We start from the raw sequence: 20664 nt of genomic DNA on the forward strand, positions 1-20664 counted from the left end.
CGCGAGGCCCCGGGGCGGATCGCCCCGGGGCCTCGTCGACGGTCAGGTCAGTACGGCGCGCCGGGGTCTCCCGGCGTCGTGGTGGATACCGCACTGCGCATGCCGCGACGGTACGGCCCTGCGCGCGGGGACCGCAGCCGGTTTTTCCGGGCGGTCCGGCACGGGGGCGGCGGGAGCGCGGACGGACACGGGGGCGGGCCGCCGGCACGGGACCTGCCGACGGCCCGCGGCGGCCGCACCGTCAGGAACGGGGGACCCGACGGTCGTGGGGCCGCGCCCCGACAACGGTACGCCGGGGCACCCCGGCCCGCCGACCTTCGGCGCCGCGCCCATCCGTCACCCGCGGCGGTGTCCGCTCGTTGTGTCCGGTGGCCCTGCCGTGTCGGTGGTCACCACGCGCCAGGGTCCCGCCCCGTGACGCCGGACGACCCGTCAGGCTCGGTACCCGCAATCGGCCCCGTCCGGCGAGGTGGCAGTCGTGCCCGAACTACTCACTGAGGTCGCAACGCCGGCCTGGGCGTACCTCGCACTGCTCGCGCTGCTGGTCGCCGACGCCTTCGTCCCCGTGATCCCCACCCAGGTCGTGATGATCACCGGGGGCGCGCTCACCGTGTACGGCGGGCTGAACCTGCCGGTGACCATCGCCGTCGGCGCGCTCGGCGTCTTCGTCGGGGACCTGGCCTGCTACCTGCTCGGGCGGGGCGCGCCGGACCGCCGGGCGCCGCGCGACGCCCAACGGGGCCGGGCCCGGCGCGTCGCCAGCCGGGTCACCCAGGGGCTGCGCCGGCCCGGGCCGCTCGTGATCCTGCTCTGCCGCTTCGTGCCCGGCGGACGGATGGCCGCCTGCTTCTCGGCCGGCCGCAGCCGGTACCCGTACCGCCTCTTCCTGCTCTACGAGGGCCTGGCGGCGCTGGCCTGGGCCACGTACGGCGGGCTGGTCGGGCACCTCGGCGGGACGGCGCTCACCGAGTCCGCGTGGCGGCTGGCGCTGATCGCAGGGGTCGCGGCGGCCGGCTTCGCGGCGGCGGGCTGGGCCATGACCACCGTCGGGGCCCGGCGGGCGGCGGAGTCGGTCGCGGTGCCGGTCGTCGTCGCGGCGAGGCGGGACGCGCCCGGGGCGGAGTGACCGGCCGCCCCGGCGCCGCCTAGGGGTGGTCCCGGGGGCCGGTCTCGGTGGGCGGCCCGGATCCGTCTGGGGTCCCTCGCGGGACAGGCTGAGCCATGCGCGGAACCCGGAACAGTGGACTACTGGCCCTCGGCGGGATCGCCCTGGCGACGCTGCTCGCCGTGATCGGCCACGTCGAGGTCAACGAGAACCTGGACCCGTGGACGCTGACCGTCAGCGACTACGCCGTCTCCGAGCGGGGCGGCGTCATCGACGCCGCCATGCTGGTGCTCGCGGCGGCCACCGCCGTGCTCCTGCCCGCCCTGTGGCGCGGCCACCGGCCGCCGGCCGCCGGAGCGGGGCGGGCGGCCGAGGCGTTCCTGGCCGCCTGGGTCGGCGGGCTGCTGCTGGCCGCGGTGGTGCCGACGAACGAGCCCGGCCTGCCCATGGACACCGCCGCCTACGTCCACCGGTACGCCTCGGTGGTCGCCTTCCTGGCGCTGCCGGCCGCCGGCTGGCTGCTCGCCCGACGCCTGCCGGCAGCCGCGGGCCGCCGCGTACGCGGTCTCGCCACGGCCAGCGTGGTCCTGGCGGCGGCGATGGTCTGGTCCGCCTACCCCGGCGACCGGCTGCTGCTCGGCCTGGTCGAGCGCCTGCTGATCCTCACCGAGGTCGCCGTGCTCGTCGTCGTCGCGGTCGCCCTGCTCCGGCGGGTCACTCCAGCTCGTGCAGCATGAGCTGGCGGGCGGCCTCGGTGATGGAGCCGGACAGGCTCGGGTAGATCGTGATCGTCTGGGCCAGCTCGTTGACCGTGAGGTTGTTCTCCACCGCCATGGTGATCGGCAGGATCAGCTCGCTCGCCTTCGGCGCCACCACCACGCCGCCGATCACCTGCCCGCTGGCCGGGCGGCAGAAGAGCTTGACGAAGCCGTCCGCGAGGCCGTCCATCTTGGCGCGGGCGTTGCCGTCCAGCGGCAGCATGACCTGCCGGGCCGGCACCTTGCCCGAGTCGACCTCGTCCTGCGAGACGCCCACGGTGGCCAACTCCGGGTCGGTGAACACGTTCGCCGCGACGGTACGCAGCCGCAGCGGCCGGACCGCCTCGCCGAGCGCGTGCCACATCGCGATCCGGCCCTGCATGGCGGCGACGCTGGCCAGCGGCAGCACCCCGGTGCAGTCGCCGGCCGCGTAGATGCCGGGCACGTTGGTCCGGGAGACCCGGTCGACGGTCACGTAGCCGCCCCGGGCCAGCGCGACACCGTACTCGGCCAGGCCCAGGTCGGCGGTGTTGGGGATGGAGCCGACCGCGATCAGCGCGTGCGAGCCGGCCACCTTCCGGCCGTCGGAGAGCTCGACCTCCACCCCGTCGGCGGTACGCCGGACCGCGTCGGCCCGGGAGTTGTTGAGGATGCTCATGCCCCGGTTGCGGAAGACCCGCTCGATGGCCATGGCCGCGTCGGCGTCCTCGTGCGGCATCACCCGGTCGCGGCTCGACACCAGCGTCACCGGCACGCCCATCGCCAGGTAGGCGCTGGCGAACTCCGCGCCGGTGACGCCGGAGCCGACCACGATCAGGTGCTCGGGCAGCTCCGGCAGGTCGTACACCTGGCGCCAGGTCAGGATCCGCTCGCCGTCCGGTACGGCGGTGGGCAGCTGGCGCGGGGTGGCGCCGGTGGCGACCAGCACGGTCGACGCGGCGATGGACTGCTCGCCGCCGCCGTCGGTCGGGGTGACGAGCACCCGATGGGTGTGCCCAAGGGTGTCCTCGCCGAGCCGGGCGGTGCCCGACACGAAGGTCACCCCGGCCTTGACCAGCTTGGCGTGGATGTCGGCGGACTGGGCGAGCGCGAGGCGCTTGACCCGCTCGTGCACCGCGCTGGCGTCGACCGTGACCGCCTCCAGGCCGTCGGAGTCCACCCCGAACTCCTCGGTGTCCCGGTAGCCGGTCACCACCTCCGAGCTGGCGATGAAGGTCTTCGACGGCACGCAGTCGGACAGCACGCAGGCCCCGCCGGCGCCCTCGGCCTCCACGACGGTGACATCAGCGTCCAGCTGCGCGGCGACCAGGGCCGCCTCGTAGCCGGCCGGTCCACCGCCGATGATCACGATCCGGCTCACAGGGCCATCCTTTCGTTCGCGGCTGCGGGGCTCCGCTCCGCTGCACTCCTCGCGCTCACCGTGCCCGCCCCCGACCAGTGCTCACAGTGACTTTCTTCTCCCGAACGCGTCCGACACGCTCAGTCGTATTCTCCCCCACCCCGCCGGCGGGCTATCGTCATCGCCGTGCGTCATCACGCCGCCTACGGCTCTAACCTCGACCCCGCCCGCATGCGCGCCTACTGCCCGCATTCGCCGATGGTGGGCACCGGCTGGCTGGAAGGCTGGCGGCTCACCTTCGCAGGCGAGGACGTGATCGGCTGGGAGGGTGCGGTCAGCACGGTCGTCGAGTCGCCCGGCGACCGGGTCTTCGTGGCGATCTACGACATCCACCCCTACGACGCCGCCCAGCTCGACGAGCTCGAGGGGGTGACCGCCGGCACGTACCGCAAGCTGCACGTGCGGATCTCCACCCTCGACGGCGACGTGACCGCGTGGATCTACGTCTTCGACGGGTACGAGGGCGGGCTGCCCACGGCGTGGTACCTCTCGGAGATCGCGAACGCCGCCGAGAAGGCGGGCGCACCGGACGACTACGTCACCGAGCTGCGGTCCCGCCCCACCGGCACCGCGTCGGCCTAGCCCGTACGGTCGGCCTCGCGCGTATCCCACGGCCCCCAGTCTGCTCCGGCGCCGGGCGGGGCCCCCATCCGGCCCCGCCCGGCGTCGTCAATCACACACCGGCGGCCGGCACGACCAGCTCGTACATGTCGACCCAGCGCACCTCGCGCAGCCCCACCGACCGGTAGAGCGAGAGCGGGGCGGTCGGGTTGGCCAGGTCGACCCCGAGGCCGACGGACTCCCGGCCCTTCTCCACGTACCGGGCGAACGCGTGGTTCAGCAGCGCCGCGCCCACCCCGCGACGCCGGTGACCGGGCAGCACGGCGAGGTTCCTGACCCATCCCTCGTTCCGGTCGAGCGCCTGGTCGGACGACCGGAGTACGCCGGCGGGCTGCCCGTCCACCTCGGCGACGAACCACTCGTCCCAGGCCGTGTCGGGCCTGATGAGGGCCCGCCACCGGTCGTAGCCCGACGGCTCGTAGTCCAGGGTGTCGCGGAAGGCGGTGTCGACGATCCGGTGGAAGTCGCGCAGCTCCGACTCGTCGCCCGGACGCACCGGCCGGACCGTCACCCCGGGCGGCGGTGGCGGCGGCTCGCCGGGCACCCCCGCCAGCGACCGGCGCAGGAGCTGGTACCGCTTGACCAAGTCGAACCCCGCGTCGGTCAGCTCGGCCGCCCACCGGCGCTCGGGCTCGCAGGCGGGGCAGCGCGCGGTCAGGGCCGCCAGACCGCGCTCGGCGGCCCGCGCGGCCACCCGGTCCAGCTGCCGGGCCAGCAGCGGCCCCCGCACCTCCGCGCCCCGGTCCGGGTCGACGAACACGTCGACGAACTCCCGTCCCGCCCCGGTCTCGTTCTGCAGGATCGCCCAGGCCACCAGAGCGCCCTCCGGATCGGTCACCACCCAGGAGTCCCGCTCCGGGTCGACGTTCGGCGCGGTGAGCGCCTCGCGCACGTCGTCGGCGTCGAAGTCCGGGTAGCCGATGGCGAAGGTGTCGGCGGCGTGCACCACCGCCAGGATCGCCGGTACGTCGTCCAGGGTGGGTCGGCGGGCGTGCCAGCCGGCGGGAAGAGTCACGGGGGCGATCCTGACAGGCGGGCCGGCGGGTCGCCGCCGATTTTCCGGCGCGCCCGGGTGGCCGGGGTCCGGCGCGGGCCGGGGTCCGGCGCGGGCCGGTGGCCGGGGTCCGGCGCGGGCCGGTGGCCGGGGTCCGGCGCGGGCCGGGGTCCGGCGCGGCGGCTCAGCCCGGGTCGGTCAGGTGGGCCCGGGTCGCCGTGAGCAGCTCCACCAGTTCGGCGCCGTCGGCCGGGCCGAGCGCCGCGAAGGCCGGCGAGGCCAGCCGGTCGGTCACCGCCTCGGCCCAGAGCCGCCGCCGGACCAGTGGCCCGACCGGCGGGTACGGCGGCGGCCAGCCGCAGGCGACCGCGCCCGCCTCCCCGTCCGGGCCGGCGAGCACGGCCTCCAGCGGGGTCATCCCGCTGGCCCGGACCGCGACCAGGTGGGCCCCGGCGAAGTGCTCCCGGAGCAGGCGCAGGCCGACGGCCGCCCGGGCGCCGGCCGTCCGCACCGGCACCGGCATGGCGCGCCAGGCCGCGAAGAGCGGCATGCCGCTGGCGTCCGCGGCGTCGACCGCGCGGCTGAGCAGGGCGGCGAGCCGGCTCACCCCGGCGAGGGCGTCGAGCCGCTCCTCGCCCCACCGGCAGCACTCGACCATGGTGGCGGCGGCCACCTCGACCGGCGGGACGACCCGGCGGGCCGCGTCCCAGCCGTCGGCGACCGCTTCGGGGGCCAGGAAGCCGAGGGCGGCGGCGACCGTCTCGGCGCGCACGTCCCCGAGGGCGCCGGCCCGCCCGGTGACGTAGAACGCCCAGCCGGGGATGCCGAGCAGCCGGGCCCGACGCAGGGTGGTCGGGCAGCGGGTGAAGACGTCGCCGAGGTCCAGCACGATCGGCTTGCTGGCCGCGGCGACCTGTTCCGGCGTCATCCGCCCGCTCCCCGTCCGTCCACAGGGGTCAGTCTGCCGCGCCGCCGCCCGACTCGGCATCCCCCTCTTCGGCGTCGAGGGCCTCCACCGCCGCCTCGACCTCGCCGGCGCGGCGGCGCGCGGCCGTCACCGTGCGTTCCGCCCCGCGCCGTGCCAGCCTCGCCCGGCTCAGGTCCTGCTCGGCGACGGCCCGACGCCGCTCCAGCTCGGCCAGTTCCGCCTCGATCGCGTCCAGGGCGCCGACGCCGTCGCGCTCGGCCGCCGTCGCGCCGGCCAGCTCCGCCTCGGCCCGTTCCTGGTCGGTACGCGCCCTGGCCAGCTCCTTCTCCAGCGCCCGTCGGCGGCGCGCCCGCTCCGCCCGGGCGGCCCGTTCCACCTGCTCGGCGCGGAGCGCGGCCCGGTCGACGCCGCCCCGCTGCTTTCCGGCCGGCTCGGGTGAGGGCGGCGGTTCCGGCTCCTCCCCGCCGGTCACCAGCCGCAACTGGGGGCGGGGCACCTCGCCGAAGCCGGCGTACGTGGCGGCCCGCAGCAGCCGGCCGGAGCGGACCTGTTCGGCGACGTCGGTGTCGGCGAGCGCGGCGTTGAGGGTGGCCTCCACCTCGCCCAGCGGCAGCTTCCCGGTCGGCGGGGCCTCCTCCACCCCGGCCGCCAGCTTGCGTACCTCGGCGACGAGCGCGCCGACCACCGCCCGCCGCTGGGTGGAGAGTTCCCGCAGCCGGGGCCCGCGCAGTTCACGCTGGGCGGTGCGCAGCGCCTCGGCGAGCTGGGCCAGGTCGGCGACCAGTTCGGGGCGGTGGATGGCGAGCAGGTTGACCAGCCAGGCGGCCACGGTGGGCCGGCGCAGCCGGGCGATCTCCCGGGCGGCCTTCGGGTCGCCGGCGCGGCGGGCCTCGGCGACGGCCTCGTCGCGGATCGCGACGAACCGGTCCGGCGGGGTGGTGTAGAGCCGGTGCACCAGCTCTCGGGGCGGGCCGGGCATCGCCGTCAGGCGTCGATCCGGGTGCCCGGTTCGAGCCGGCGGTACTCCACGTCGGACAGCCGGGTGAAGTTGCCGTTGAGCACGTTGAGCCCGTTGTCGTTGAGCAGCCCGTCGTGCAGCGCGTACGCCCGGCGCGGGGCGACCGCCCGGAGGAAGTCCAGCGACTCGGAGAACTTCGTCCACGGCGCGTGGATCGGCAGGAAAAGCGTGTCGACCTGCGCGTCCTCGGGGACGACCAGGCTGTCCCCGGGGTGGTACACCGCGTCGTTCAGCAGGTACGCCAGGTTGTCGATCACCGGGATGTCGGGGTGGATCACGGCGTGCCGGCCGCCGTGGGCGCGTACCGGCACGCCGGCGGCCGTGAACGACTGTCCGGGTCGGACCGCGTCGAGCGCCTCGGCGGCGTCGCCCAGGGTGTCGGCCAGCGACGCCGGCCCGTGGATGACGAAGCGCCGTCGGTCGAGCTGCCGGGTGACCGCCTCGACGTCGAGGTGGTCGGGATGCTCATGGGTGATCAGCACCGCGTCGACCCCGTCGAGCGCAGCCGGATCGCTGAACACGCCCGGGTCGATGACCAGCACTCCCCCGTCGTGTTCCACCCGCAGGCAGGAGTGGGCGTACTTGGTGAGCTGCATCGTGACTCCAAGATTATCGAATCGTGATGTCCTGAGCGCAGTCTGCCGGAACCGACGTGGGGACGCGTCACGTCTGAGGTATCGCCCCGCACGGGGGCGAGGACGATGGAGGCGGGATGGACGGACAGGATCGGCGACGTCGAGGCGTACGGCTGACGGCCGCCGCGCTGGTGGCGCTGTTCGCGCTCGCGGGTTGCGGCAGCGGGGCGCGGGACAACGCCGACAGCGGGCCGGCGGCGGCCCCTGCGGAGCGGGACCAGGCCGGTGGCGCGGCGGACCAGGCCGGTGGCGCGGCGGAGCGGGGCGGCAAGGCCGAGCAGGGCAGCGGCGCCGGCGCACCGGACCTGCGGGTCGACCAGCGCTCCATCATCTACACGGGCACGATGCGCGTGCAGGTGGACGATGTGGACGAGGCGGCGCGGAGCGCGATCGCCACGGTGACGGCGGCCGGCGGTTTCATCGGCGGCGACCAGCGGCGCAGCGCCGACGCGGACGCGCGGGCCGAGCTGGAGCTGCGGGTGCCGGCGGCGAAGTTCCACGGCGTCGTCGACGAGCTGGCGAAGCTCGGCCGGCAGCAGCGGCGGGAGATCCGCACGGAGGACGTCACCGAGCAGATGGTCGACCTGGACGCGCGGATCATCACCCAGCGCGCCCGGGTGGAGAGCGCCCGCAAGCTGCTGGCCCGGGCCACCTCGATCAGTGACCTGGTGTCGCTGGAGAACGAGCTGTCGCGCCGGGAGGCCGACCTCGCCTCGCTCGAGGCGAAGAAGGAGCGGCTGGCGGACCTGACCAGCCTGTCGACGATCACCGTGTCGCTGGTCGGCCCGGACGCGAGCACCGCCGACGAGGAGACCGAGGTCGGCTTCCTGGTGGGGCTCAAGGGCGGCTGGAAGGTCTTCCTGACCTCGATGACCATCCTGCTGACGGTGCTGGGTGCGGTGCTGCCGTGGCTGCTGGCGATCGGCGTACCGCTGACGGTGCTGCTGGTGGTGCTGCGCCGGCGGCGGCGTACGGCCCCGCCGGCGATGACGCCGACCGGACCGGCCGCGCCGCTGCCGCCTACCGCGCCGCCGCCAGTGCCCGCAGCGCGGTCTGGACCATGAGTCGTACGCCGACCGGGATGGCCCGCTCGTCCGCGTCGAACGAGGCCCGGTGCAGGTCCACGTTCGGGCCGGAGCGGCCGACGCCCAGCCGGGCGAGCGCGCCGGGGACGTACTCCAGGTACCAGGAGAAGTCCTCGCCGCCCATGCTCTGCGGGGTCTCGGCGACGCCCTCCGGCCCGAGCGCGGCGACGGTGGCGCCGGTCAGGACCTGGATGGCCCGGGAGTCGTTGCACACGGGCGGGCGGCCCCGCAGGTATTCCAGGTCGACGGTGGCACCGGTCGGCGCGACGACGTCGCGGACCACCTGACCCACGATCTTGGGGGCCAGCTCCCAGGTGTCGCGGTCCATCACCCGCAGGGTGCCGGAGGCGCACGCCTCGGAGGGGATGACGTTGTAACGGGTGCCGGCCGAGGCGTGGCCGAAGACCAGCAGCAGCCCGCTGTTGGCCGGCACCCGGCGGCTGACCAGGGCCGGCACCTCGGTGATCAGGCGGCCCAGCGCGTCGACCAGGTCGACGGTCAGGTGCGGGCGGGCGGTGTGCCCGCCCGGGCCGGTGAGCCGGACGGTGACGTTGTCGGCGGCGGCGGTGATCGGACCGACCCGCAGGCCGATCTGCCCGACCGGCAGGTTGGGGTCGCAGTGCAGCGCGAAGATCTGCACCACGTCGTCCAGGCCGCCGGCCTCGATGACCTCCAGCGAGCCGCAGGGCAGGATCTCCTCGGCGGGCTGGAAGATCAGCCGGACCCGGCCGGGCAGCTCGCCGAGGTCGGCGAGCTGGGCCAGCAGCATGCCGACGCCGAGCATCACGGTGGTGTGCACGTCGTGGCCGCAGGCGTGGCAGACGCCGTCCACCGTGGAGCGGTACGGCACGTCCTTCGAGTCGGTCAGCGGCAGGGCGTCGATGTCGGCGCGCAGCGCGACCACCGGGCCGTCGGGGCGGCCGTCGATGTCGCAGATGACCCCGTTGCCCTTCGGCAGCAGCCGCGGCCTCAACCCGGCCAGGGTGAGCTCCCGGGCGATCAGGCCGGCCGTCTCGAATTCCTCGCCGGAGAGCTCCGGGTGCGAGTGGAGGTGGCGACGGGTGGCGATCAGCCCGGGCACCCGGAGGGCGAGCAGGTGGTCCAGCTCGAACGGCAGGGGCTGGGAGCCGGACGGTGCGTCCGGCCAGGACGACGCCAGCTGGTTGCCGGTGGGCAGCGTCAACGCACTCGTCACGTCGAATTCTCGTTCGCTAGAGATGGATGGATCATCAGGAACAGCAGACAGCCTAGACCTCCGACGGTGACGCTGCGCAACGTCGTTCCGGTAGCCGTCGGACCGCGCAGCGTCACGTATGCCCTGCTCGGAGCGTTCGTAGATCTGCGGGACAGCAGGTAGATCGCGGTCGAACGCCGTCATCCGCCCCCCACCTCCTACAACGCGTAATCGGCCCGGCCGCCGCGAAATCGATGCCGATCGCAGGCGCCGCTTTTCCGAATTGTCGCATTAGTCGGTCACACCGACCGACACTCCGACAATTACCCGACCATCGCCCGAGCGAGGGCACCCGAGACGGTCACACACCCCGTCGCCGACCAACCGCACACCGTGTGCGTCCGCGTCCACCTGGTCGGGTTACCCCCGAACCCGTCCGGCACACGCCGTGGCCGGTCGGCCACGTCGCCCCGCACCGCGCGCGGCCCTCCGGCTGCGTCGCCGGGACTGCTCCACGCGCCCGCGCCGCCGATGGGCGGCCAGCGTCTGCTCCGACTGTAGCGCTCCGCCCGGCACGCCCGCGACCAGCAGGAACGCTCCGTGGGCGGGTCGTTACCCGGACGGTTACGGCACGGGGGTGAGTCGGCGCCGCACCGACGCCGACGGCCGCCCGCTCCCGACGCGGCGGGAGGTCGGACGGCCGTCGGCCGACGTGATCAGAAGCGGTCGCTCGGGCGGTACAGCCCCCACACCTGGCGCAGGGTGCCGCAGACCTCGCCCACGGTGGCGCGGGCCCGCAGCGCCTCCTTCATCGGGTAGAGCACGTTCTCCGTGCCCTCCGCGGCGGCCCGCAGCTCGGCCAGTCCCCGCTCGACCGCCCCGGCGTCGCGCTCGGCACGCAGCCGCGCCAGCCGCTCGGCCTGCGCCGCCTCGATCGTCGGGTCGACCCGCAGCGGCTCGTACGGCTCCTCCTCGTCGACGGTGAACCGGTTGAGGCCCACCACCACCCGCTCGCCGGAGTCGATCTCCTGCGCGATCCGGTACGCGGACTGCTCGATCTCCCGCTTCTGGAAGCCCGCCTCGATGGCGTCGACCGCCGAGCCGTGGTCGGCCACCCGCTCCATCAGCTCGGTCGCCGCCGCCTCGATCTCGGCGGTCATCGCCTCCACCACGTACGAGCCGGCGAACGGGTCGACGGTGGCGGTCAGGTCCGTCTCGTACGCCAGCACCTGCTGGGTGCGCAGCGCCAGCCGGGCCGCCTTCTCGGTGGGCAGCGCGATCGCCTCGTCGAAGCTGTTGGTGTGCAGCGACTGGGTGCCGCCGAGCACCGCGCCGAGGCCCTGCACCGCCACCCGGACCAGGTTGACCTCCGGCTGCTGGGCGGTGAGCTGCACGCCCGCGGTCTGGGTGTGGAAGCGCAGCATCATCGACTTCGGGTTCTTGGCGCCGAAGTCGTCGCGCATCAGCCGGGCCCAGATCCGGCGGGCGGCCCGGAACTTGGCCACCTCCTCCAGCAGGGTGGTGCGGGCGACGAAGAAGAACGACAGCCGGGGCGCGAAGTCGTCCACGGCCAGGCCGGCCTCCAGCGCGGCCCGGACGTACTCGACGCCGTTGGCCAGGGTGAACGCGATCTCCTGCGCGGGCGACGCGCCGGCCTCGGCCATGTGGTAGCCGGAGATGGAGATCGTGTTCCACTTCGGCACCTCCTTGAAGCAGTAGCCGAAGGTGTCGGCGACCAGCCGCAGCGAGGGCTTCGGCGGGAAGATGTACGTCCCGCGGGCGATGTACTCCTTCAGGATGTCGTTCTGGATCGTGCCGTTGAGGGCCGAGCCGGCGACCCCGTTCTCCTCGGCCACGAGCTGGTAGAGCAGGAGCAGCACCGAGCCGGGCGCGTTGATGGTCATCGAGGTCGAGACCTTGTCGAGCGGGATGCCGTCGAAGAGCAGCCGCATGTCGTCGATCGAGTCGATGGCCACCCCGACCTTGCCCACCTCGCCGTGCGCGATCGGGTCGTCGGAGTCGTAGCCCATCTGCGTCGGCAGGTCGAAGGCCACGGAGAGACCCATCGTGCCGGCCCGCAACAACTGGTGATACCGCGCGTTGGACTCGGTGGCGGTGCCGAAGCCGGCGTACTGGCGCATGGTCCAGGGGCGGGAGGTGTACATGGTGGGGTAGACCCCACGCGCGTACGGAAACTCGCCCGGGCCGCCGAGCCGGGAATCCAGATCCTCCGGAAGGTCCGCCGCCGTGTAGACGCCCTTGATCGGGAAACCGGACTCGCTTGACCGCGGTTCGCTCATTAGCGGATGGTAGGACGCGCGACGGCGTCGGCGGGTGAGGGATACCGCACACCGGGCGACGCGTCGACGGGCATCGACGAGAGGTGAACGCTCGGACACGTACCGTCCAGTTCGACAAACGTCCGCCGCGTCGGGTTTCGCATCGGGCGTCGGAACCAGCAAGATAGGGGGGTTGTGTCCCAGCCCCCCTCGAATTCCCCCGGTGGCTTTTCTGTGACTCAGATCCCGACGTGGAGCGGCGGACCAGTCAGTTCCCCCAACGGCCGCGCGACGCCCGGCACGACCATCGGCGAGCGCTACTCGCTGCGTTCGGCGGTGGGCAACGGCGGCATGGGCACGGTCTGGCGTGCCACGGACACACTCCTGCGGCGGGACGTGGCCGTCAAGGAGGTCGTCCTGCCCCCGGGGCTGGCCCCCAGCGACCGCGACGCCATGTATGAGCGCACCCTGCGCGAGGCCCGCGCGGCGGCGGCCATCCAGCACCCGGCCGTCGTCCAGGTCTACGACGTGGTCACCGAGGGCGGCCGGCCGTGGATCGTGATGGAGATGCTCGACGCCCGCAGCCTCGCCGACATGGTGATCGAGGACGGGCCGGTCGCGCAGCGGGTGGTCGCCAAGATCGGCATCGCCCTGCTCGGCGCGCTGGAGGTGGCGCACGCGATCGGTGTGCTGCACCGCGACGTCAAGCCGGCCAACGTGCTGATCTGCGCCGACGGGCGCTGCGTGCTGACCGACTTCGGCGTGGCCCGGATGCCCACCGACGTGCAGCTCACCACCCCCGGGATGGTGCTCGGCTCGCCGCACTTCATCTCCCCCGAGCGGGCGATGGGCCAGGAGTTCGGCCCGCCGAGCGACCTCTTCTCGCTGGGCGTCACGCTCTACACGGCGGTGGAGGGGCGGCCCCCGTTCGACAAGGGCGACCCGATCGAGACCATGCACGCCGTGGTCGAGGACCCGCCCGCCCCGCCGCAGCGCAGCGGGCCGCTGGCCCGGGTGCTGATGGGCCTGTTGGAGAAGGACCCGGCCCGCCGACTCGACGTGCACACCGCCCGGGCCATGCTGCGCGAGCTGCTCGCCGGCCCGCTGACCAGCAACGCCGCCGCGGTGAACTCGGTGACTGATCCCTACTCGGTGGTTCCGGTGCAGCGGCCCGTGCCGACCCCGCCGGCCGCCGCGCCGGAGCAGCCGAAGCCGAGCGGGCAGATCGGCGGCCGGGCGATGCTCGACCCCGACGAGTCGCTCACCGACCGGCTGGCGGCGCTGCGCCGGGGCGAGCGCCCCGCGCAGGCCGCCCTCGCCGCGAGCCCGGCCGCGATGGACGACACCAGCGCCGACGCCCTGGCCGGGCCGCTGCACACCCCCACCGGCGCGATGCCCGCGCCGAGCGGGTCCACGCCGGCCGGCCGCACCTACGGCGGCGCCGAGGCGACCCAGCGGATGACGTCCGGCGGGTCGGACGCCACCCAGCAGCTGCGCACCAACGCCGCCGGCCTGGTCGGCTTCAGCGGCCCGACCGAGGCGACCCAGCGGGTGAAGGCGGGCACGCCCACCTTCGGCCCCCCGCCGGATGCCACCCAGCGGGTGGGCGCCGGAACGCCCGTCTTCGGCGCACCGCCGCCGGAGGCCACCCAGCACCTCGGCGGCACCTACGGCGGCGGCCAGTGGTCGGTGCCGGGCACCGGGCAGCCGTGGGCGACTCCCGCCACCGCGCCCGCCACGAGCGGCTCGGGCGGCGGCTTCGGCGGCCGGGTCGGCTCCGTCGGCAACCAGCTCGTCGGCACGGTCAAGGGCTGGCCGCGCAAGGTGCAGCTCGCCGCCGCCGCCGGCGGCCTGGCCGTGCTGCTGCTGATCGGGGCGGTCGTCCTCTTCACCGGCGGCGACGACCCGGCGCCGACCGTCCCGCAGGCCGCACCGACGTCGCAGGCCCCGGCCGCCGGCGTGCCCGAGATGAAGGAGCACACCGGCAAGGGCGTACGGGTCATGGTGCCGCAGGGCTGGGAGATCAAGAGCGCCGGCAACTGGGTGGACTACGTCGACCCGGAGGACGAGGGCCGCAAGGTCCGGATCCTGGTGGAGGACTTCCGCACCAACTCGATGCGCTGGGCCGAGGTCGCCGAGGACGGCCTGAAGAACCGTTCCAAGTCCTGCGCCAAGCCGTACGCCCAGCTCGCCATGAACGAGGTGCAGTGGGTCGGCAAGGCGGCGGCCGAGTTCGAGTACACCTGCGGCGAGGGCGAGACCAAGCGGCACGGCGTGTGGCGCGGCGTGGTCCACGAGGGCAAGGTCTACTCGTTCTACCTCACCTCGACCGACACGAAGTTCGCCGACAGCCGGCCGATCTTCGACGAGATGGTGAAGTCGTTCCAGCTCACCGAGGCCGGCTGAGCCCGGGGGAAGCGCGGTGGTGATCCGCCGGCGTGCTATCAAGAGACATGCCGGCGGAAACCACTGACATCGACGACATTCGCGAGCAAGCACGGCGCTGGCTCGACGACGATCCTGACCCGGCCAGCCGGGAGGAACTGCGGGCGGTGCTCGACCGCCTGCCGGCGAGCGCCCCGGAGCTGGCCGACCGCTTCGCCGGCCCGCTGACCTTCGGCACCGCCGGGCTGCGCGGCCCGCTGCGCGCCGGCCCCAACGGGATGAACCTCGCGGTGGTCACCCGGGCCGCCGCCGGGCTGGTCGGCTGGCTCGCCGCCCAGGGCGGCTCCGGCCCGCTGGTGATCGGGTACGACGCCCGGCACGGTTCCCGCGAGTTCGCCGAGCGGACCGCCCAGGTCGCCACCGGCGTGGGACGCCCGGCGCTGCTGCTGCCCCGCCCGCTGCCCACCCCCGTGCTCGCGTACGCGGTGCGCCACCTCGGGGCGGTCGCCGGGGTGATGGTGACCGCCAGCCACAACCCGCCGCAGGACAACGGCTACAAGGTCTACCTCGGCGCGGAACTGGGCGGGGCGCTCGGCGACGGCGCCCAGATCGTGCCCCCGGCCGACGCCGGCATCGAGGCCGCGATCCGGTCGGTCGGGCCGCTGGCCCAGGTGCCGCTCGGGCCGGCCGGTCAGGTGCTCGGCGACGACCTGGTGGCCTCCTACGTGGAGCGGGCCGCCGCCGTCATCGACCCGGACGGGTCGCGCGACCTGGCGGTGGCGTACACGCCGCTGCACGGGGTGGGCGCGGCGGTGCTCACCGCGGCGTTCGCCCGCGCGGGCTTCCCCGTGCCCGGTGTGGTGCCCGAGCAGGCCGAGCCCGATCCGGCGTTCCCGACCGTCTCCTTCCCCAACCCGGAGGAGCCGGGGGCGGTGGACCGGCTGGTCGCGCTGGCCGAGGCGACGGGCGCGGACATCGCCATCGCCAACGATCCCGACGCGGACCGCTGCGCGGTGGCCGTCCGGGACACCGGTCCCGCAGTGAGCACGCAGGCAGCGGTCGCCGGCCCGGATCAGCCGGAGGGGAACCCGTCCGGCTGGCGGATGCTGCGCGGCGACGAGGTGGGTGCGCTGCTGGCCGACCACCTCATGCGGCGCGGCGTGACCGGCCTCTACGCCACCACGATCGTGTCGTCGTCGCTGCTGCGGGCGATGTGCGCCGCCCGGGGCCTGCCGTACGACGAGACGCTGACCGGTTTCAAGTGGATCGTACGAGCCGGCGGCGGGACCGAGCCGCTGGTCTTCGGCTACGAGGAGGCGCTCGGCTACTGCGTCGCCCCCGAGCACGTACGCGACAAGGACGGCATCACCGCCGCGCTGACCGTGGCGGAGCTGGCCGCCGGGCTCAAGGCGCAGGGGCGCACCCTGACCGACCGGCTGGACGAGCTGGCCGCCGAGTTCGGCGTGCACCACACGGACCAGCTCTCCGTACGGGTGGACGACCTGCGGCTGATCGCTGACGCGATGGCCCGGATCCGGGCCGCCACCCCGACGACGCTGCTCGGGCAGCCGGTCACCGAGGCGCAGGACCTGCTCCCCGAGGCGGACGTGGTGATCCTGCGTACCGGCACCGCCCGGGTGGTGATCCGCCCCTCGGGCACCGAGCCGAAGCTCAAGGCGTACCTGGAGGTCGTGGAGCCGGTGGCGGACGGCGACGTCGCCGCGGCCCGCGCCCGCGCCACCGACGCGGTAATCACCCTCCGCACGGAAATGGCCAAAACCCTGGGCCTCTGACCCACCCCGCCCCCACCCACCCCGCACCCCGCACCCCGCGTTGATCATGAAGTTATTGCACTGGAAAGCGATTTCCGGTGCCAATAACTTCATGATCAACGGGATGGGGCGGGGAGGGGAAGGGGGGTGGGGGTGGGGGTGGGGGTGGGGGTGGGGGGTTAGCGGCGGGGGCCCAGGGCGGCGTTGACGGCGCTGGCCAGGGCGGCCACGACGAGGCCGACGGAGGGGCGGACCACGGAGTCGTCCAGGCTGACGGTGCCGGAGAAGCCGGATCCGCCGGCGATCTCCTCCAGCCGCTGCCGGGCCTCCCGCGCCGCGTCACCGCTCAGGCCGAGCGCCGGTTCCATCCGCAGCACCGCGACCAGGGTGGCCAGGGCCGCCGTCCGCTCGTCGGGCAACTCGCCGCTGGCCAGCGCCTCGGCGAGCCGGCGTCGGGTGTCCGCCTCGACGGCGGGGTCCACCGTCGGGTAGCGGTGCACGTGGATGAAGCCCAGCTCGGTCTCGTCGACGTCGCGGACCACGCCCTGGGCGCACAGGTCGCCCAGGATCTTGTCGCGCAGGCCGTGCCGCAGCCGCTGCACCCAGGACGAGGGGCTGTGCGGCGTGTCGGCGGCCATGCGGGCGAGGACCCCGTCGACGAGCGGCTCGCCGGTGGGCGTCGGGTCGACCACCGTCAGGGACCCCTCGGAGTACACGATCCGCCCGGCCAGGGCCAGTTCGATCAGCACCGCGGCGGCCATCCCCAGGTCGAGGCTGATCCGCGGCATGGTCGCCTTGCCGGTCTCGTCGTCGTACGCGAGGAGAAGCAGCTCTTCGGCGAGAGCAACACCAGTCATGGCCGGAGACGGTAGCGGGTGTGGGCACCCCCGCGCACCAACTCGACGCCGATGGCGTGCCGCCGCACCCGGGCTCCGCACCCGTCCGGCGCGCGCCGGGGCGGTCGGGCCCCGTGTCCCGACCGTTCCGGCGCGCGCCGGACGGTGGTCAGCTCAGCGTGTCGGTGCGCCGGGCGTCGAGCAGGAGCTCGTAGTGCAGCACGCGGCGCTTCGGGGCCGTCTCCAGATATTCGAACGCGAGCATTTCACCGGTCGCCGGGTGGAAGACCAGCAGCATCTGCGCCCGCTGCAGAGGCTGCCCGGCCGGTGGTACGAGGTCGGCGGTGACGGCCACGCCCTGGCGGCCGGCCCGGTCGACGACCCGGCCGCGCCACTCGAAGCCGGGCTTCCCGGCCAGGATGGTGAGGAGGTCGGCCCGGGTCCGCCGCGGCACCAGGTAGCTGCTGTACAGGTGGTACACGCGCATCGCCAGCTCGCCCGCCGGCTTTCTGGTGCCGAGCCAGCGCTCGAGTTCCGCCCGGTCGGCCGGCAGCCGGCGGCTCACCGGGTCCGGTGGGATCTCCCGGATCCCGCGCGGCGGCCTGCTGGCCGAGGGGTCGGCCGCCGTCGACCGTAGCCGGGTCGACCAGTACTCGCGGGACGCCTCGTCGGGGTACTCGGCACCCAGGGGCTCGACGTCCTGCCAGCGGCGACCGTCGTCCGCCGCCCACTCGCGGCGTTCGTGCACGAAGCTCATCATGTGCCCCTCGGGCGACATCGACGTCGGGCTGCCCCAGGACTTGCCGTGCCGGTAGGCGTAGCGGCCGGCGGTGCTGTCGGGCGGGGCGTCCACCAGGCGGGCGGCGAGCGCCCGCAGGTGCCGATCGGCCGGTTCGCCCGCGACGACCTCGTAGGCCACCGGCTTGAGCACGGTGCCGGCGACCGGCTGCGCCGGCTCCGGCGGGATGGCCGTCCCGTCCCGCAGCACCTGGGCCACCCCGGCGGAGCCGAGCACCGCCAGCGTGGCGACCGCGCCGACGAACACGGTGCGCCGGGACGCGCCCCGGCGTACCGGCCCGGCCGGGGTCGCGGTCGCGTCCTGCGCGCGGAGGATCAGGTCGTGGGCGGTGCGGGGCGACGGGGGTACGACGACGTCGCGCGCCGGGTCGGCCGGGCCCAGGAGCTCCCGGACCCGCTGCGTGGTGTGCATGGCGCTCCTCTCAGACGTGGGCGGACGCCGGGCGGGTGCCGCGGGCGGGGGTGGGCGTGGTCAGTGCGGAGCGCAGTCGACGCCGGGCCCGGAAGAGCCGCACGGCGGCGGCGGACCGGGTGCAGCCCAGGGCGACGGCGGCGTCGCCGACGCTCAGGTCCTCCCAGCCGACCAGCCGGAGGATCTCCTGGTCGGCCTCGGGGAGCGCGCGCAGCGCCCGGTGCAGGTCGAGCACCGGCGCGACGGCGTCGGGCTCGACGATCCGTGCCGGCACGTGATCCGCCTCGGCGAGCGGGAGCAGGCTGGGTCCGCCCTGCCGGGACCGCCACCGGTTCGCCACCACGTGCCGCGCCACGGCGTAGAGCCAGGGCAGGGCGTGTTCGGGCACCTCGCCGCGCCGTCGCCAGACGACGACGAAGACGTCCTGGGCGAGTTCGGCCGCCGCGTCAGCGTCGGGCAGCCGACGCAGGCCGTATCGGACGATGTCCGGGTAGTGCGCGGCGTAGAGGCTGGTGAACCAGTCCTCGCCCCGCTCACCCACGGGTTTCATCAGGGATCTCCCGACCGCAGTTCCTGACAGGGACACCAGGTATGTGTCGCGGACGGGTCGGATCGTTACCGGCAACCGGGCGCGGGATCTCCGGCCGGTGCGGGCGGCCTGCCGGCCGGAGCGGAAGAGCCCCGGTTGCGAACGGCCTCCCGCAACTCGGCGGGAGGCCGTGACGTGCCGGTGCCGACCTCAGAAGCGGGGCATGCCACCGAACTGGCGGTCGCCGGCGTCGCCGAGCCCCGGCACGATGAACATGCTGTCGTTGAGCCCCTCGTCGATCGAGGCGGTGACCAGGCGCAGCGGCAGGCCGGAGCGCTCCAGCCGCTCGATGCCGACGGGCGCGGCGAGCACGCAGAGCACCGTGATGTCGGTGCAGCCCCGGTCGGCCAGCAGCCGGCAGCAGTGCTCCAGCGAGCCGCCGGTGGCGAGCATCGGGTCGAGCACCAGCACCGGCAGGCCGCTCAGGTCGCGCGGCAGCGACTCCATGTAGGCGCGCGGCTCGTACGTCTCCTCGTCCCGGGCCAGGCCGACGAAGCCCATCGAGGACTCCGGCAGCAGGCCGAGCGCGGCGTCGGCCATGCCCAGACCGGCCCGCAGCACCGGTACGAGCAGCGGCGGGTTGGCCAGCCGGGTGCCCTCGGTGCCGGTGACGGGGGTCTGCACCGGGTACTTCTCGACGGGGAAGGAGCGCGCGGCCTCGTACACCAGCATGGTGGTGAGTTCGTGCAGCGCCGCCCGGAACGAGGAGGAGTCGGTGCGCGCGTCCCGCATGGCGGTCAGCCGCGACTGGGCGAGCGGATGGTCAATGACGTGTACGTCCACGATCGCTCAACCTACCGGTCCACCCGTCCCGGCACTGCGGGTGCGGCCGGACCGGCGACCTCGCTCACCACCGCGCCGGCGACAGGACGGTGACCAAGATCACTGTCCGGCCGGGTGCGTAGACTTCGGGGCATGACGGCGACAGCGACGTCGGCCCGGTCGGAGCTCTCCGAGTTGGGACGATCCGAGACCGCTCTGCGGACCTTCCTGCACGGCCTGCCCGGCGTGGACCAGGTCGGCGCGGAGCAGCGGGCGGCACAGCTCGGCACCCGCTCCATCAAGACCACCGCCAAGGCCCAGGCCATCGACCTGGCGATCCGGATGGTCGACCTGACCACCCTCGAAGGGGCGGACACCCCGGGCAAGGTGCGGGCCCTCGCAGCCAAGGCGCTGCGCCCCGACCCGGCCGACCCGACCTGCCCGCACGTGGGCGCGGTCTGCGTCTACCCGGCGATGGTCCCGCACGTGGCCGAGGTGCTGCGTGGCTCCGGCGTGCACCTGGCCAGCGTGGCGACCGCCTTCCCGTCGGGCCAGGCCCCGCTGGAGGTCAAGCTCGCCGACACCCGGGCCGCCGTCGCGGCCGGCGCCGACGAGATCGACATGGTGATCAACCGGGGTGCCTTCCTCGCCGGCCGCTACCAGGAGGTCTACGACGAGATCGTGGCCACCAAGGAGGCCTGCGGCGACGCGCACCTCAAGGTCATCCTGGAGACCGGCGAGCTGGCCACGTACGACAACGTGCGGCGCGCCTCCTGGCTGGGGATGCTGGCCGGCGGCGACTTCATCAAGACCTCCACCGGCAAGGTCCCGGTGGCGGCCACCCTGCCGGTGACCCTGGTCATGCTGGAGGCCGTCCGCGACTTCCGGGCCGCCACCGGCCGGCAGGTCGGCGTGAAGCCCGCCGGCGGCATCAAGACCACCAAGGACGCCATCAAGTACCTGGTGATGGTCAACGAAACCGTCGGCGCGGACTGGCTGGACCCGGACTGGTTCCGGTTCGGCGCCTCCAGCCTGCTCAACGACCTGCTCATGCAGCGCACCAAGCTGACGACCGGCACCTACTCCGGTCCCGACTACTTCACCCTGGACTGAG

The 20664-nt window shown here is 74.4% G+C and carries 18 protein-coding genes; 7 read left to right on the plus strand and 11 right to left on the minus strand.

The window, feature by feature from the left end:
- The first annotated feature begins 478 nt into the window (after window positions 1-478).
- Window positions 479-1126 carry a DedA family protein gene (locus ACPXCB_RS20460; protein WP_425877228.1) on the plus strand — a complete coding sequence of 216 codons (648 nt, stop codon included), beginning with the start codon at window positions 479-481 and terminating at the stop codon, window positions 1124-1126.
- Between the two features lie 95 nt (window positions 1127-1221).
- Window positions 1222-1842 carry a DUF998 domain-containing protein gene (locus tag ACPXCB_RS20465; RefSeq protein WP_425877229.1) on the plus strand — a complete coding sequence of 207 codons (621 nt, stop codon included), beginning with the start codon at window positions 1222-1224 and terminating at the stop codon, window positions 1840-1842.
- On the opposite strand, the gene ACPXCB_RS20470 is transcribed toward ACPXCB_RS20465, so the two are convergent.
- A complete protein-coding gene (locus ACPXCB_RS20470) occupies window positions 1820-3223 on the minus strand; it encodes an NAD(P)H-quinone dehydrogenase (RefSeq protein WP_311414046.1) in 1404 nt (467 codons plus the stop codon). The two genes, ACPXCB_RS20465 and ACPXCB_RS20470, sit on opposite strands and share 23 nt — an antisense overlap.
- Window positions 3224-3388: 165 nt before the next feature.
- Here ACPXCB_RS20470 and ACPXCB_RS20475 point away from each other — a divergent pair, with 165 nt between their 5' ends.
- Window positions 3389-3844, plus strand: a complete 456-nt coding sequence (locus ACPXCB_RS20475) for a gamma-glutamylcyclotransferase (protein ID WP_132233291.1) — start codon at window positions 3389-3391, stop codon at window positions 3842-3844.
- 91 nt (window positions 3845-3935) lie between these two features.
- Here the strand turns inward: ACPXCB_RS20475 and ACPXCB_RS20480 are convergent, their stop codons facing one another.
- The 4 genes from ACPXCB_RS20480 to ACPXCB_RS20495 all read right to left on the minus strand — a co-directional run bounded on the left by ACPXCB_RS20480 (window position 3936) and on the right by ACPXCB_RS20495 (window position 7419).
- Window positions 3936-4898, minus strand: coding sequence for a GNAT family N-acetyltransferase (locus ACPXCB_RS20480; protein WP_425877230.1), 963 nt, complete (start codon window positions 4896-4898; stop codon window positions 3936-3938).
- A 163-nt stretch (window positions 4899-5061) separates the two neighbouring features.
- The gene (locus tag ACPXCB_RS20485; RefSeq protein ID WP_425877231.1) at window positions 5062-5805 is read right to left on the minus strand and encodes an SCO6745 family protein; all 744 of its coding nucleotides are present in this window, start codon (window positions 5803-5805) and stop codon (window positions 5062-5064) included.
- 28 nt (window positions 5806-5833) lie between these two features.
- Entirely contained in the window at window positions 5834-6784 is a 951-nt protein-coding gene (locus ACPXCB_RS20490; protein WP_425877232.1) for a hypothetical protein, read from the minus strand.
- A 5-nt stretch (window positions 6785-6789) separates the two neighbouring features.
- On the minus strand, window positions 6790-7419 hold the full coding sequence (locus ACPXCB_RS20495; RefSeq protein ID WP_425877233.1) for an MBL fold metallo-hydrolase: 630 nt from the start codon (window positions 7417-7419) through the stop codon (window positions 6790-6792).
- Between the two features lie 116 nt (window positions 7420-7535).
- On the opposite strand from ACPXCB_RS20495, the gene ACPXCB_RS20500 reads away from it, so the two are divergent.
- Window positions 7536-8522 (plus strand): DUF4349 domain-containing protein, encoded by a 987-nt coding sequence (locus tag ACPXCB_RS20500; RefSeq protein ID WP_425877234.1) that lies wholly within the window; start codon window positions 7536-7538, stop codon window positions 8520-8522.
- Here ACPXCB_RS20500 and ACPXCB_RS20505 read toward each other — a convergent pair.
- Both ACPXCB_RS20505 and ACPXCB_RS20510 read right to left on the minus strand, forming a co-directional pair.
- On the minus strand, window positions 8479-9738 hold the full coding sequence (locus ACPXCB_RS20505; protein WP_425877235.1) for an amidohydrolase: 1260 nt from the start codon (window positions 9736-9738) through the stop codon (window positions 8479-8481). The two genes, ACPXCB_RS20500 and ACPXCB_RS20505, sit on opposite strands and share 44 nt — an antisense overlap.
- Window positions 9739-10433: 695 nt before the next feature.
- The gene (locus ACPXCB_RS20510) at window positions 10434-12017 is read right to left on the minus strand and encodes an acyl-CoA mutase large subunit family protein (protein ID WP_425877236.1); all 1584 of its coding nucleotides are present in this window, start codon (window positions 12015-12017) and stop codon (window positions 10434-10436) included.
- Window positions 12018-12230: 213 nt separating this feature from the next.
- On the opposite strand from ACPXCB_RS20510, the gene ACPXCB_RS20515 reads away from it, so the two are divergent.
- Both ACPXCB_RS20515 and ACPXCB_RS20520 read left to right on the plus strand, forming a co-directional pair.
- On the plus strand, window positions 12231-14402 hold the full coding sequence (locus tag ACPXCB_RS20515; RefSeq protein ID WP_425877237.1) for a serine/threonine-protein kinase: 2172 nt from the start codon (window positions 12231-12233) through the stop codon (window positions 14400-14402).
- 47 nt (window positions 14403-14449) lie between these two features.
- Window positions 14450-16174, plus strand: coding sequence for a phospho-sugar mutase (locus tag ACPXCB_RS20520; RefSeq protein WP_425877238.1), 1725 nt, complete (start codon window positions 14450-14452; stop codon window positions 16172-16174).
- 158 nt (window positions 16175-16332) lie between these two features.
- Here ACPXCB_RS20520 and ACPXCB_RS20525 read toward each other — a convergent pair whose 3' ends face one another.
- From ACPXCB_RS20525 to upp, 4 genes are all read right to left on the minus strand, one after another.
- Window positions 16333-17010: a GOLPH3/VPS74 family protein gene (locus ACPXCB_RS20525; protein ID WP_357579990.1), complete on the minus strand. Its 678-nt coding sequence runs from the start codon at window positions 17008-17010 to the stop codon at window positions 16333-16335.
- Between the two features lie 148 nt (window positions 17011-17158).
- Entirely contained in the window at window positions 17159-18199 is a 1041-nt protein-coding gene (locus tag ACPXCB_RS20530; protein ID WP_357579989.1) for a CU044_5270 family protein, read from the minus strand.
- 10 nt (window positions 18200-18209) lie between these two features.
- Complete coding sequence (locus tag ACPXCB_RS20535; RefSeq protein WP_334605382.1) at window positions 18210-18749, minus strand: RNA polymerase sigma factor; 540 nt, start codon at window positions 18747-18749, stop codon at window positions 18210-18212.
- Window positions 18750-18938: 189 nt separating this feature from the next.
- Window positions 18939-19571 (minus strand): uracil phosphoribosyltransferase, encoded by a 633-nt coding sequence (gene upp / locus ACPXCB_RS20540; protein ID WP_311413748.1) that lies wholly within the window; start codon window positions 19569-19571, stop codon window positions 18939-18941.
- Between the two features lie 132 nt (window positions 19572-19703).
- Between upp and deoC the strand changes: the two genes are divergently transcribed.
- Window positions 19704-20663, plus strand: a complete 960-nt coding sequence (deoC, locus tag ACPXCB_RS20545) for a deoxyribose-phosphate aldolase (RefSeq protein WP_425877239.1) — start codon at window positions 19704-19706, stop codon at window positions 20661-20663.
- Window position 20664 lies beyond the last annotated feature (1 nt).

It is taken from the genome of Micromonospora sp. DT62, assembly GCF_049847285.1.
Taxonomy (GTDB): Bacteria; Actinomycetota; Actinomycetes; order Mycobacteriales; family Micromonosporaceae; genus Micromonospora; species Micromonospora reichwaldensis.

Coding starts and splice junctions, on each gene's coding strand:
- ACPXCB_RS20520 (WP_425877238.1), top strand. CDS start 14,450: ATGCCGGCGGAAACCACTGACATCGACGACATTCGCGAGCAAGCACGG.
- ACPXCB_RS20525 (WP_357579990.1), bottom strand. CDS start 17,010: ATGACTGGTGTTGCTCTCGCCGAAGAGCTGCTTCTCCTCGCGTACGAC.
- deoC (WP_425877239.1), top strand. CDS start 19,704: ATGACGGCGACAGCGACGTCGGCCCGGTCGGAGCTCTCCGAGTTGGGA.
- ACPXCB_RS20490 (WP_425877232.1), bottom strand. CDS start 6,784: ATGCCCGGCCCGCCCCGAGAGCTGGTGCACCGGCTCTACACCACCCCG.
- ACPXCB_RS20535 (WP_334605382.1), bottom strand. CDS start 18,749: ATGAAACCCGTGGGTGAGCGGGGCGAGGACTGGTTCACCAGCCTCTAC.
- ACPXCB_RS20495 (WP_425877233.1), bottom strand. CDS start 7,419: ATGCAGCTCACCAAGTACGCCCACTCCTGCCTGCGGGTGGAACACGAC.
- ACPXCB_RS20485 (WP_425877231.1), bottom strand. CDS start 5,805: ATGACGCCGGAACAGGTCGCCGCGGCCAGCAAGCCGATCGTGCTGGAC.
- ACPXCB_RS20500 (WP_425877234.1), top strand. CDS start 7,536: ATGGACGGACAGGATCGGCGACGTCGAGGCGTACGGCTGACGGCCGCC.
- ACPXCB_RS20530 (WP_357579989.1), bottom strand. CDS start 18,199: ATGCACACCACGCAGCGGGTCCGGGAGCTCCTGGGCCCGGCCGACCCG.
- ACPXCB_RS20465 (WP_425877229.1), top strand. CDS start 1,222: ATGCGCGGAACCCGGAACAGTGGACTACTGGCCCTCGGCGGGATCGCC.
- ACPXCB_RS20510 (WP_425877236.1), bottom strand. CDS start 12,017: ATGAGCGAACCGCGGTCAAGCGAGTCCGGTTTCCCGATCAAGGGCGTC.